At 54.6% G+C, this 13375-nt stretch carries 10 protein-coding genes; 5 read left to right on the forward strand and 5 right to left on the reverse strand.

Annotated features, from left to right (window positions below):
• Positions 1–80: 80 nt before the first annotated feature.
• Positions 81–1070 (forward strand): DUF7064 domain-containing protein, encoded by a 990-nt coding sequence (locus EY643_RS07015; RefSeq protein WP_152661528.1) that lies wholly within the window; start codon positions 81–83, stop codon positions 1068–1070.
• Positions 1071–1120: 50 nt separating this feature from the next.
• Here the strand turns inward: EY643_RS07015 and EY643_RS07020 are convergent, their stop codons facing one another.
• Together EY643_RS07020 and EY643_RS07025 are read right to left on the reverse strand one after the other, a co-directional pair.
• A complete protein-coding gene (locus EY643_RS07020) occupies positions 1121–2116 on the reverse strand; it encodes an LLM class flavin-dependent oxidoreductase (protein ID WP_170287311.1) in 996 nt (331 codons plus the stop codon).
• Between the two features lie 103 nt (positions 2117–2219).
• Positions 2220–4178 carry an arylsulfatase gene (locus EY643_RS07025; protein ID WP_170287312.1) on the reverse strand — a complete coding sequence of 653 codons (1959 nt, stop codon included), beginning with the start codon at positions 4176–4178 and terminating at the stop codon, positions 2220–2222.
• A 260-nt stretch (positions 4179–4438) separates the two neighbouring features.
• Between EY643_RS07025 and EY643_RS07030 the strand changes: the two genes are divergently transcribed.
• Together EY643_RS07030 and EY643_RS07035 are read left to right on the forward strand one after the other, a co-directional pair.
• Entirely contained in the window at positions 4439–6703 is a 2265-nt protein-coding gene (locus EY643_RS07030; protein ID WP_170287313.1) for a TonB-dependent receptor, read from the forward strand.
• 188 nt (positions 6704–6891) lie between these two features.
• A complete protein-coding gene (locus tag EY643_RS07035) occupies positions 6892–7773 on the forward strand; it encodes a lysophospholipid acyltransferase family protein (protein ID WP_152661532.1) in 882 nt (293 codons plus the stop codon).
• A 364-nt stretch (positions 7774–8137) separates the two neighbouring features.
• Here EY643_RS07035 and EY643_RS07040 read toward each other — a convergent pair whose 3' ends face one another.
• On the reverse strand, positions 8138–8533 hold the full coding sequence (locus EY643_RS07040) for a DUF2147 domain-containing protein (RefSeq protein WP_152661533.1): 396 nt from the start codon (positions 8531–8533) through the stop codon (positions 8138–8140).
• A gap of 27 nt (positions 8534–8560) precedes the next feature.
• Positions 8561–8818, reverse strand: coding sequence for a CBU_0592 family membrane protein (locus EY643_RS07045; protein ID WP_152661534.1), 258 nt, complete (start codon positions 8816–8818; stop codon positions 8561–8563).
• A 140-nt stretch (positions 8819–8958) separates the two neighbouring features.
• On the opposite strand from EY643_RS07045, the gene EY643_RS07050 reads away from it, so the two are divergent.
• Together EY643_RS07050 and EY643_RS07055 are read left to right on the forward strand one after the other, a co-directional pair.
• On the forward strand, positions 8959–10290 hold the full coding sequence (locus EY643_RS07050; RefSeq protein WP_152661535.1) for a M24 family metallopeptidase: 1332 nt from the start codon (positions 8959–8961) through the stop codon (positions 10288–10290).
• A 3-nt stretch (positions 10291–10293) separates the two neighbouring features.
• The gene (locus EY643_RS07055) at positions 10294–10935 is read left to right on the forward strand and encodes a GGDEF domain-containing protein (RefSeq protein ID WP_240732892.1); all 642 of its coding nucleotides are present in this window, start codon (positions 10294–10296) and stop codon (positions 10933–10935) included.
• Position 10936: 1 nt separating this feature from the next.
• Here EY643_RS07055 and EY643_RS07060 read toward each other — a convergent pair whose 3' ends face one another.
• Positions 10937–13354 (reverse strand): TonB-dependent receptor, encoded by a 2418-nt coding sequence (locus EY643_RS07060; protein ID WP_152661537.1) that lies wholly within the window; start codon positions 13352–13354, stop codon positions 10937–10939.
• Positions 13355–13375: the final 21 nt, after the last annotated feature.

The raw sequence follows: 13375 nt of genomic DNA on the forward strand, positions 1-13375 counted from the left end.
CATAAAGTTAATAGGTTCACCCCCTCACCTGAAATACTAATCGACAGCGTTGGGGGCACCACTCCACTGGGATAAAGCCAATGAGTACACATGAAGGAATGCATCCAGTCGGCGACGCTCCTCACTGGAGCGAAAGCTACTATTTCAATTTCTACGACCCAGAGACCCAGGTGGGCATGTTTACCCGCATGGGGTGGCGCCCAGGCAGTGGTTGGGCAGATGCGCTGCACGTGCTGTACCTGCCTGGATCCAGAGTCCTGTTCACCTATGGCAGGCGGGAAATTGACGGTGATCTCCGTCAATACGACGGTGACCTGACTGTGGGTAATCTCTCACTGAAATGTGTGACTCCACACGAACGATGGCTGATCGACTACGTCGGGGAGGCACAGGACATCCCCAACGGTGAAATACTGCTTCAGCGCAGCAAGCAGCGGCCGGATAATTGGTTTACCCCGGCACATCTGGATATGTCGCTGGCATTCGAGTGCCTGTCCTCGCCTCACTTCCTGATGACTGATGTGGCAGGCCATTTTGAGCAATCCGGAAAGGTTTCGGGAACGGTAAAGCTCGGTGATGAGCAGTGGGCTGTAGAGGGCCTGGGGGTGCGCGACAAATCCTGGGGCCCCAGGGACTGGAGCATGGGCCAAAGCACCGGTGGGGCGTCTAAAGATGGAGCAGGGGCCGCCGCTCACCCTCATGTCCACTGGTTTTCGATGAACTTTGGCCCGGAGCTTGCGCTGGGCGGCAGTGCTTTGCGTCAGGAAGATGGAAGCTGGAAAACCGTAGGTAGTTGGCTGCTGCGGCAGGATAAGAAAATTGAACTCCGCGATATTCAGGTTGAGACCTGCTACAAACCCGACTCCATTCTTCAGGAGAGTGTTGTGATCACGGCCAAGACAGAGGAGGGGGAAGATATCCGCGTAACAGGCGAGATGGTCAATATGTGCCCCACGAAGGTGCCAGCGCCCGGCGGCGCGATATTTATCAATGAAGGGCTGGCTCGCTACCAGTGGGGCGACAAAACGGGCTACGGAATTTCCGAGCAATGGCACGCGGTCAGCTTATAGCGTGCAGTGAGTTCGGCGTGCGCCGTGGACTCAGACAGAGCAGGGCGGTCCTATAAAGTGAACTGCTCCGCGCCAAACGCCTGCAACGTGGCCGTGTAAATCTCCGATGTGGGCTGAATGCAGGAAATAATCTGCGTGTGTACGCCGCTATCAGCACACCATCGAATCTGTTCCTGGCATTCACTTGCGGAACCGATGAATGCGATGTCATCCACCAACTCATCCGATAAGGCCGCAGCGGTGCGCTCGCGGTCTTTGCTTGCCCAGCCTTCACGAATCTCTCTGGCAGCGTCTTCAAACCCACACCAGGCGAGAAATTTGTTGTAAACGGGTGTCGAATAATAGGCGCTGAATGCGGCCCTGAAAGCGGCTCTCGCACTTGTTTTATCGTCGGTCACCACGGTCATTTGCCGGCTGACAACTTCCACGGAATCGGGGTTTTTAGCTGCTCGCTCAGCGCCGTCGCGAATATGGCCAAGAATCTTCGGCAGTGCACTGCGCGGGTATAAGTTGAGAATTACGCCGTCGCCGATTTCGGCGGCAGTTTCAAGCATTCGAGGGCGCAGTGCCGCGAGATAGATAGGTGTTTCGGTTACTCCCTGTCGGTAACCGTGGCTGCGCAGTGTGTCTCCGCTGAACGCCGTTTTTTCACCCGCCATTATCGTTCTTAGCAAGGCCATGATTTCCCGGGTCCGAGTGACCGGTTTTTCGAATGGAAGACCATGCCAACCCTCGATAATTGCATGACTGGACGTACCCAGGCCTGGAATGAAGCGCCCGGGATAAGCCTGTTCCAGAACGGAGAATGTCGATGCCAGTACCGCAGGTGTGCGCGTGAATATTGGGATAACCGCGATCCCGATGCGCAGCTTTTCAGTGTGCTCCAGCAGTAACGGGGCGAGCGTTAACGCGTCCAGCCCACCTGCATCTGCCAGCCAGATGTCCTGGTAGCCCAGTGCTTCTGCTTGCCGGGCTGCGGCGATTGAACCCGCCACGGTGCCGTCTGGAGAGGGCAGGGTTAGTGCAATTCGCTTCGTTGGGATCATCGTTCTATTTCCATTCTTTGGGTTTGGCATCCTGGCTGGTCGACAAATGTACCTGAACTCACAATTCGATATCGACACTTTCGACAATTGACGGGTTAGCTGTTCAGCCCAGCAGCATCCTCACTGCGCGACCCGAGGTCAGGAACTCGTGGCCCAGGGCTAGCAGAGCGGTCACGACCGGTATGGCTAGCGCCAGCCATTTGCGGTTGCTGAAAGAGTGCCAGAGCATGCCCGCGACACTAATTGCCAGCAAAGCCAGTCCAGCGGTTGACATGCCGAGCACAATGCAGGTCGCGCCTACAAGTTGCGCAACGGCGAGAGATATGAGCGCGGCGTTCTTGTTCCGCAAGCCTGACACCAGGCCTGGCAGCGCCAGCACGAATAGACCGGCAAGCGCGAGTATTACTATTCGTGCAACTGTAAGCAGCGAACCGACCAGTTCATAAATTACGCCGACTTCTTTTTCGTAGGCCTCGTGCTCTGCGATCATGCGTGCAAGCACTTGCGGCTGTTCAGCAGCGAGATTGATTCGCTCGGCCGGATCGTCGATGAGATTATACAGCTCCCATTTTCCACTGCTCAAGGGTGCTGGCATTTGCAGGATTTTCCAGGGTCCGTCGAAGTAGGCGCGGGTGCCGTGCAGTTCATAGCCGACACCCTCTGGTTGGTGGTTCTGCGTGGTATCCCCGTTAAATAGCCGCAACCGGGACTTTCCTGCCATGTCCGGGGTTTCTGTACCCACCTCGGCAGGGTAAGCGACGCCTGCCAATTCCAGAATGGTTGGCATGATGTCACTGACATGTACGAAACTGTGATTAACCGCACCGTCACCTCCGCCCAGGGGTTTGATGATAGCCGGTGTGCGAATGCCGCCTTCGGTGGAAAACCCTTTGAACAGACGGAAGCCACCCGAAGCGGCGGCTGCCCAACCGGCGCCTATCTCTGTGAACGAGCCAGGCAGGCCGCGATTTTCCAGGCTGTTATTAAACTGCTGGTGATATTCGCGGGTGTGACCGCCGTAGATTGTCGCTGGAAAAGGATTGGCGCCATTGTCACTGAAGAATAAGACAAGGGTATTGTCCAGTTGGCTGTTGTCTTCCAGCCACTGGATGACGCGGCCAATTTGCTCGTCCATCAGGTCAATCATTGCCGCATAGGTCTCCATGTCGCGACGCCGTAGAGTTTGCTCACCCCCCGGCAGCGATGCCCATGGTTTTATATAGCCTGGCCACTCTCCAAGAGCGAGGTTGTCGGGCAAGACACGTTTCTCTTTTGCTGCAGCATAGCGACGCTGCAGCAACGCCTGGTAGCCGTCGTCGTATACGCCCTTGTACTTGACGATGTATTCCTCCGGGGCATGCAGTGGGTCGTGAGGAGCAGTGAATGACAGGTAGGCAAAGAATGGCTGCTCCGAACCGCGGTCTTGCTCCAGCCAGGCCAGCAGATGGTCAGCGTACGCATGTGAGGAATAGAAATCTGCGGGAAGTGTTTCCACCAGCGTACCGTTGCGAGTGTAGTAAACAGGCTCATCGGGTGAGATAGGGAACGCATCTGCGTAGTGGCTGGCGGCACCGCTTAGCAGGCTGAATGTTTCTTGGAATCCGCGATCATGGGGGCGCTGCCCTTCCTCTACTCCCAGATGCCACTTGCCCGATAAATAGGTGTGATACCCGGCTTCGGACAGAACCTCAGCGATGGTGGGTGTGCCCGGGGATAAAAAACCCTCGTATCCGGGATTTACCCGTTGATTGTCAGTCGGCAGTTGCGAGCCTATGCCGGCGTTGTGGTTGTCATGTCCAGTGAGCAGGACTGAGCGGGTGGGGGCGCAGGTCGGTAGTGTATGGAAATTGCTCAGGCTGACGCCCTCCGCCGCCAGCCTGTCCAGGGACGGGGTGGAAATTTCGCTGCCGTAGGGCCCGATATCGGTGAAGCCCAGGTCGTCAGCAACGATGATCAGGACATTGGGGCGCACCGCTGGAGCTGCCTGTAGCTGAAGGGGCGCGAGCAGAATAGCCAGAATGCCCAGCCCTCTCACAACAGACGAAATTTTATTAGTGAACATTATGTACCTTGAAAGCCGCTGTAGATCTGAATTACCCCGCAAGGACACCAGTGAGAAAGGATTCTGGGAATAGGCATTCAATGAATTATGCGGACCGAACATCCCTGGACCTGATATTTGCTTTGGTCAGTAAAATCTATTCTGGAGCTTGACGGATCGGAAATTGTATTACAATATGTCATAAGGATGAAGGGGCTGGCTAGCAGCCGTTCGAGAATACATAAACAATAATCAGCGTTGAAATGGAGGGATCTGATCCCATGAGCATCACCAATCTTAAAATACCGTACAAGGTGTCCCCACCCCTGGTCGCTGTCCTCGCGTTGGTCGCATCGCCGACCTATGGGCAAGCCCTGGAAGAGATCATTGTTACGGCGCAAAAGCGCGTGGAGTCGGCCCAGGAAATACCTCTTACGGTGGCAGTCGTGAGTGGCGAAACTCTGGACCAGTTCTCCATCAATAATGCAACAGACCTTGCCAATTCGGTACCAGGGCTGGAGATTTCTCCGGCACCTCAGGGTTTGTCGTCACCAAAAATTCGTGGGCTGGGGACAGGTGTCGGCGCTGAAAACATGGAGCAATCAGTCGGCCTGTTTCTCGATGGTGTATGGACCGGAAAGACCCGCGATCTGCAATCGGCCTTGTTCGATGTTGGCCGTATTGAGGTTATCAAGGGCACCCAGACCTCTCAATTGGGCAAGAACACCAGCCTGGGCGCCATAATGGTCATGTCGAAGCGACCCGAGGATGAAAATGGGGGATTCGCCCAGGCAGAATACGATTTCGAACTCGGTAGCACGATCCTGTCTGGAGCAGGCAACATCGCAACAGATTTCGGCAATTATCGCCTCGCAGTCAACCTGGTGCAGGAAGAGGGGTTTGTCGAGAACCAAAGAGTAGGTGGCGATGATCCCGAACGCGAGCAAAACTCCGTCCGCATCAGTGGCCTATGGAACCCGGGAGACAGGGCAACTATCTATGCAAGCTATACCTATGACGACAGGGATGTAACAGGCATGTCCTTCGAGGTGTCAGAAGACCCCACCGGATGGTACGAAGGTTTGACCGGTGACACTGACACAAGCTTGAACAATAAGCGTAAGACCTGGACTTCATATGCATCTGACGGAAAAGACTTTGATGAACAGGAAGGTCACCGTGCGGTGCTGGAGTTCGCCTACGACGTCAATGATTCCCTTGATTTTACTTCCTTGACCGGCTACAGCGAATACGACAATACCCGTTTTTTCGACGCCGATTTTTCGACCCTGGACTACCTCGAGCAGTATAAGGAAACTGAATTCGATCAGTTCAGTCAGGAGTTTCGCCTGAACGGTACCGCATTCGACGAAGTCCTGGATTATGTGGCCGGCTTCTACTACATGGAAAACCACTTCGAGTCTTACCAACACACCAATTTTATGGATACTGGGGTCTTCATACCTGTCCCCGTCGCTCCAGGTATATACGCGGCGACAGGGCCTGCATCGGGTCCCTCGCAGTATGAACAAGATATTGAGACATGGTCCGTGTATGGCAATGGCGCTTTTCAACTGGGTGACCGCTGGCGGCTGACCCTTGGTATTCGCTATACAGATGAGACCAAAGATCTTGAAAACTGGTCTAGCATCTATGACGAGGATGAGTCTTCATTCTACTTTGGTCTTGATCCGGAAAATGGTGTTTTTCTCCCCATACCACCAGCAGCTTTGCCACCAGGTGCGCCGGCCACTTTTTACGAGATCGTGTCTGCGCCATTTGAATCGACTGATCTGCCCTGGGATGAAGATAACATCGACGGCTCAATCAACTTGCAGTATCAGTTCGATTCCGGAAATGTGTATGCATCCTGGGCTCGGGGTAGTAAAAGCGGTGGCTACAGTACCTCTGCTGGGCCAGACGCTGACCCCTTTGACACTGAAGAGGCAGAGACAGTCGAGCTTGGGTTCAAGTCTGAACTGCTCGACGGAGAATTGCGCTTGAATGCTGCGCTGTTCCACACGGAGATAGATAACTTCCAGTCCGTACAATTTGTCGGAACTGGCTTCCAGTCGTCAGCGATTCCTGTCGAGACACAGGGGTTCGAGTTTGAGAGCTTGTGGGCGGCCACCGCTAACCTCACAATGGGATTGGCAGCCACTTACGCAGATGCTGAGCGTACTGATACCGGTTTCACTCCCGCTGGAGCACCGGAGTGGACAGCATCTTTGTCCGTTGACCACGGCATGGACCTGGGTTCCAACTATGAACTCCGTACCAATGCGTTGGTGAACTACAGTGGTGAGGAGTTTACCCAGGGCATGGAAACCTACGAAGCACCATCTCTAGTCCTGGTGGACCTGCGAGTGGCTCTGTCTCCAATAAATTCCCAATGGGAACTGGCGCTCATGGCAAGAAACCTGTTGGATGAGCAGAAATTTGTATTCGGTTTCCCATTCCCTGTTCTAGGGGCCACGTACGGTACTTCTCTCGGAAGCCTTAACCGGCCCAGAACCGTAGCGATTCAAGCCCGCTATAATTTCTAGGGTACAATCACCGCAATTTTACGACGGTCAGCATTGAAAGATGCTGGCCGTTTTTTATTTGCATGTAATAGGCTACTTTTAGTTCAGGGCTATGATTTGGGCCGGTAAACATAGAATCGGTTGGTGCCTTTTAGAATCAGGTAATCTAGTTGATAACGTAGAAAGCACGAGTAAATAGGTGGCACGTGATGAAGAGTCGTGAACATACAAGCACTTCCGGGGCAGATAAGCTGGTCCAGGAAATTATTGAGAGCACACTGGCGCTTGACGAGGAGGCGATGATGGGCAGCGCTCGTCAATTGCTGAAAAGACTCCGCCGCTTCTCGACTCCCGTGGTCACGGGTACAGAAAATATCCCAAGTGAGCCAGCCCTGTTTGTAGCCAACCATTCTACGATGGCTGGTGATACCGTCGTAGCTTTACCTCTACTCGCAGAGGCGGCTGGCCGAGCGGTCAGGGGTATGAATGACAGGGCCTTCTACAAAAATCCACGACTCCGTCAGTGGTCCATCAAAAATGGTGCAGTTATGGGGCACCCGGACGTCGGATCCGCACTCTTTGAAGCGAAAAAAGATATTCTCGTTTTTCCCGGTGGGGCATACGAAGCCAACAAGAACTTGGACCTTCGCTATACCATTCAGTGGAAGCAGCGTACAGGATTCGTTCGCCTTGCTGCCAAACACGGTGTGCCCATAGTGCCTATGGGGATTGTCGGCCCGGATGAGTGGTATGACCGCTATCTCGACAGAGACGAGCTGCGCGACTCCGTATTTGGAAAATTACTTCGCAGAGCAGGAGCATCCGAAGAATTTCTGAATTCTGATGAACTGCCACCGATTCCGCGGGGCTTCATGGGGACCTTGTTGCCAAAATGGAAACAGGTGTTCATCCATTTTGGCAAGCCTGTTAAGACCGGCAGGTATAAGGGTAAAAATATCAGCGAGGCAAGCCAGTTTAAACTGCGCGATCAGGCCAAAGCGGAGTTAGAGGCCGCTATAGAGAGAATGCTCTTGTTACGGGAAGACATGCGCAAGAATAAGTCTGGTGTCCTGAGCGAATTCAACTGGTAAGTTCCAGCGAGGACATAGCCGAGTGTCGTTACCATAAGCTACATCAAATAGTTGCGAGACCCGGAGGCCTTGCAAAAGACCATCGATCGTTGGGATCGCACTCTTTGAAGCGAAAAAAATATTCTCGTTTTTCCCGTTGGGACTCACAAAACCAACAGGAATTTGGAGCTTCGCAATACCATTCAGTGGAAGTGACGCACAGGATTCATGCGTCGTGATGTCAAAATCGAAGCAGGTATTTATTCACTCAGGCAGGCCTGTCAAAACCCGCAGGTAGAAGGGTAAAAATATCTGCCAGGCCAGCCAGTTCAGTCCGCGCGATCGCGCCAATGTGTTGAGCCAGCCCTGCTGAGCGCAGTAGTCACTACTCCACTAATTCCCAACTCTGGCCGTCGCAAATAAACGCCACGCAGCCCTCTACCTCCAAGGTATTGCCCTCGCGAAGCATCTTCGACTTGAACACCTTGTCGCGTTCAGGGTCCCAGATTTTACCGCCGCTGTAGCTGCTCTTATCTTTGGATGTCATGTCCATGATCATTAGTTTGCCGAGGTATTCATAGTCGGGGTTCTCGCCATCGGCTGTGATTGCACGGGTGATAACACCACAGGTTTTCTTGCCGTCCTTTTCACAGGGGCCCACGGTAACTTCCAGGTAGGCTTTGTCGGCATTCGGCTGTGTCCGCCAAACCCCATCTGCGCTGGCAAAGGCAAAGGCGGGGAGGATCGCCGCAAGTGATAGTCCAAGAAGAGTGTTTTTCATAGTTTCTCCGTTTAACAATTCTGTACACTAGGCAGATGCTTTTCTGCGCTGAAACCATCGCCACAGCCCGATCACTGAGGCTGCTATCCAAAAGATTTCAATCACAAAGCTCGCCAAATTGAAGTTTACCAGCAAGCTGATCAGTAGTAACACTGCACCTACGAGGTTCAATGCGTTGTAACCCAGGCTGCTCGCTTCCATTCGTTCCAGCTGCAGCAGAAAGTAGGCCAGGACCACGAGGAGTGTACCGGACATGCCCACGGCATCTGCAAAAGTAAATTCCATTGATTATTCCAAAGTGACGTGGTCTGGCACGATCATTCCCGAAAGCACTATTGAAGCCAATAGTAGCCATCATCTGGATATTACCCAGCTGTGGCTTCAATTTCATCGACTCACCGGCAATAATTCTCTACAGTCTTGTTATGTATAGAGAAACTATAGCGAAGGTCTTCCGCCAGATTCTGCTGCTGGGTCTATTTTACAGCCAGAGTGCGCTCTCACTCGAAGTTCTTTCTCTTCAAGCTCAAGCAGAGCTGGTCGATCGGATTACCCATGAACGCCTGACGGAAGTCTTGCCTTCACTGATGCGTAGAGAGGGCGTTGACCTGTGGGTGATCATGTCGCGCGAGTACAATGAAGACCCAATTCTCAAGACTCTGCTCCCTGCCACCTGGATGTCGGCCCGGCGTCATACCATGCTGGTCGTGCATGACCCCGGGGAGGGCGCTGCGCTCGAATACCTCGCTGTTGCCCGCTACCCCGTGGGTAAAGTATTTGCCCCCGCCTGGAATGTGGCAGAGCAACCAGACCAATGGCGAGCTCTTGAAGAATTAATTACCGCCCGCGCTCCTGAAACGATCGCCGTCAATCATTCCGACAATTTCGCCCTTGCTGACGGCATGAGCAGCACCGAGTATCGCAAACTGCAGGAGGCACTTCCGGCAACTATGCGTGCGCGGCTGGTGTCTGCCGAGCGCCTTGCGATTGCGTGGTTGGAGACGCGCAGCAAGACGGAGATGGCCTACTATCCGCAATTGGTTCAGACCGGGCATCAACTGATAGCTCGCGCGTTCTCTAGCGAAGTGATAACCCCGGGAGTGACGACCACTGACGATGTTAGCTGGTGGCTGCGCGAGCGCTCTCAGGCGCTGGGTCTTGGGAACTGGTTTCATCCTTCCGTCTCTTACCAGCGTAATGGCGAGGAAGGTTTTAACCTGCAGGGCACGATTCTACCTGGAGACTTGATTCACGTTGACTTCGGCCTCACGTGGCTGCGCCTCAATACCGATCAGCAGCAGCATGCCTATGTTCTCAAGCCGGGAGAAAGCGAAGTGCCGCGCGGACTGTTGGAGGCGCTCGTTGCCGGCAATCAGTTACAGGATATTCTCACCGCGAATTTCAAGCTGGGCCTTACTGGCAACGAAGTCCTCTCCCGTAGCAGGAAGCAGGCTCTGGCGAGAGGCATTAACCCTCTGATCTACTCGCATCCTCTCGGCTTACATGGCCACGGCGCCGGGCCTACTATCGGCATGTGGGATGCACAGCAAGGGGTGCCGGTTAAGGGCGACTACCCGCTGTTTCCCGATACCGCTTACTCCATTGAATTAAGTGCGACGAGTGCTGTGGCGGAATGGGGAGGAGACGTGCGTATTATGCTGGAAGAAGATGCGTTCTTTGATGGCGAGATCGTAGATTACATGGACGGTCGGCAAACAGCGTTTCACCTCATACCCAGTAGCGAAGTGAAGCCTTAAGTGATGGAGCTGTTCTACCTGATCACAAGCGCCATCGCCTGTCTTATGGCGATAGCTTTCGCAATGCGGGCGACCCGAGTGGAGCGGCGCGCAAAGAAGCTCTCTGCCGAGCTTGAAGCGGCCAATGTGCTCTTGCGAGAACAAGCGCGGATCGACGAGTTGACCGGGCTGGCAAATCTCAGGGAGTTTGAGGAGAGGCTTGGGTACGCCTGGTCAGATCATGCACGCACCGGCCACGCGCTTTCACTCGTGAAGATAGACCTTGACCGCTTCGAGTGGTTCAACGAGCACCACGGTCGCGCTGCGGGCGATAAAGCTCTGCACGCAGTAGCGCAAGCGATGCGCGGTGTTGTCGAACGCCCCACTGACTTGTTGGCAAGATGCGGCGGGGACAAGATGGTGGCGCTGTTGCCCAATACCGACACCGAGGGTGCGGAGTTCGTGGCCGAGGCCATGGCTGAAGAGGTGCGTAAATTGAGGCTGCCCCACGACGAATGCGCCTATGGCGTGCTCACTGTCAGTGTGGGGGTGGCGTCGGTTTCACCAGAAGCAGAAACGGGCAAGGACACACTGCTGGAGGCGGTCGAAACTGCACTCCAGCAGGCCAAGACAGCGGGGCGCGACAGGGTATACGCCGCGTCGTGATTTAGAACGCGTAGCGCAGATCAATGCCGTAAGTAATCGTGTCCCTGATGCTGGTATGCGTAGCCCCCAGGGTGTCAGCGGCCAGGCCTCCCGGGTTTGAAGCGTACTCCTCATCCAGCAGGTTGTCCCCCCACAGTGCCACTTCGATATTGTCGTTTTCATTGGTCCACGCGACTCGAGCATTCAACATCTTGCGATCGTTGAAGTACCACGGGCCGTCGACGAAGATCGCCTCGTCCGGGTCATACTGGGACGGGTCCTCATTGAAGACGTAGTTCATGTGTACCAGAAGGTAGCCGGTGGGTATGTTTGGCGTCCAGTCCAGGCGCAGGGTGTAGTCGTTGTTGGTTCGGGCGGTGAATGCCTCGCCCCCGGCGGGCTCGCCTGCCGCATTAAAGTGTTTATCTTCGATCGAGGTTGTTTCGCGGTAGGTGGTGAGGCCGGCGACTCTCAAATTCTCGGTAATGCTCCAGGTTACGATGATCTCGATGCCCTCGGCTTCCTCGTCACTGGTCACCACCGTCGGTGATGCGGTGGGGTCGTCAGGGCTGTCTTTGGTGGATTTGGAGTTCTGCTTGCCGTCGAGCTCGTGGTAGAACACAGCGGCTTCCACTCGTAGTGATTCATCGAAGAAATCACCTTTGAGGCCCATTTCGAAACTCGTCATATCTTCCGGATCGAATGGGCCCGCTGCATAAGCGGAGAACGATTGACCGTCAAAACCGCCGGATTTGTAACCGGTAGCGGCGGAGGCGTAGAACATGGCGTAGTCGCTGAAGGCCCAGTCCAATACCAGCCGGCCGGTCGTCTTGCTCCAGTCATCTTTCAGGCTGAATGGGTCGAACCACTCATCCGCAGGCGCTCCTGATTCTGAAGGGATATAGGCGACACGCTCGGGGGCATAGGGCCAGTCAATGTCGGATTCGTAGGTTTGCCAGCTGTACTCTTTCTCATCGTAGCTGTAGCGGAGACCGGCGGCGATGCTAAGCGTGTCGGTGAGTTGGTAGGTGGCGTCGGCGAAAACACCCCAGTTTACGAAATCACCTGTGTTGTCCATGGTTTCGAAGAACTGCTCACCTGCGAAGGACGGGGGTAGTACCGCGAGGCCAGCGAGCTCAGAGATTCCCAGCCAAAAATCGTCAGGCTGGTCGCTGAACAAATCCCAGGCATGTGTGTCCTGGTCTGGTTCGATCCCAATTTCCGGCAGTAGCAACAGGCTGACAAACTGCATGTAGGAATCCGCCAGCAATCCGATATCTGTGCGCTGAAATACGTCTTCCTTGCTGTAGTTACCGCCGGTGATGAAGTTCAACTTATCGGTCACATAGTGAAAGCGTAGTTCAGTGTAAAAGATGTCGGAGTCTTCGAGATTATTGGTGTCCAGATAGCGGCGGGGTTGTGCAGTACCATCTTCTTCCTGCAGGTTGGTCGTGTCCCAATCGCGGTAACTGACAATGCCGAAGGTAGACCATTCATCCGTGAGTTGGCTTTCCAGCTTAAGGGAGACGCCGTACATCTCGCGGGTTTCCTCGCCGCCGATGACGTCGTGAGCGGTCTCACCGGAGAAGGGGTCATCGCTGGATTCATAAGCGTACTTGCCTACACCGATAATGACCGAAGGGGCCTCGTCACGATCCTCGATGTCCACGGCTAGTTGCAGTGAAGTGTCTTCGGTCACGTCCCAGAGTAGAGCACCACGTGCTGCAATGTAGCCCTCGTCTTTGACGTCGTCGCCAACACCTTTCTGTTCAGTCAAACCGTCTCGTTGATGGCTGAACACGTTTGCACGCAGGTACATATTGTCACTGACCGGCGTGTTGACCATGCCCTCCAGGCGCAGCAAATTGTGGTTGCCCACGCGAGTTTTCACAAAGGCCTCAAACTCATTATTGGGTCTGTTAGGTACGATATTGATGACGCCGGCGGTGGCGTTGCGGCCAAACAGGGTTCCCTGTGGGCCTTTCAGTACTTCCGTGCGCGCGATGTCAGTGAAGGGAATCGAGGTAGCGGCGCGCGGCATGTAGGTGCCGTCGTAGAACGTCGCCACTGACGGGTCGCCGCCTGAGCTGATGTTAGGGCTGCTCACGCCGCGTACGGTCACGCCTGCCTGGGTTGAGGAGCCCGAGCCGAAGGAGCTGCCGATCTCGACCCCTGGCATAAAGGTGTCGATGTCTCGAATGTCATCGGCACCGGTATTGACCATGTCCTGAGCAGTAAACGCGTTTACCGTCACTGGCACGCTCATAAAGTTCTCTTCCCGCTTCTGGGCGGTGACGAGTACTTCTTCAAGTTGCAAGCTGTATCGTTTGCTGCCCTCGGAGGCTTCGTCCTGGGCAGCGGCGGTGGTGCCAAAGTGCAGCGTTAGCAATGCTGTGGCAATTGGGGTTAGGCGTGCAAAGTGCAGTCGTGCGATGCGCATGGTACAGACTCCTTATCGTTA

The organism is Halioglobus maricola (genome assembly GCF_009388985.1).
GTDB lineage: Bacteria > Pseudomonadota > Gammaproteobacteria > Pseudomonadales > Halieaceae > Halioglobus > Halioglobus maricola.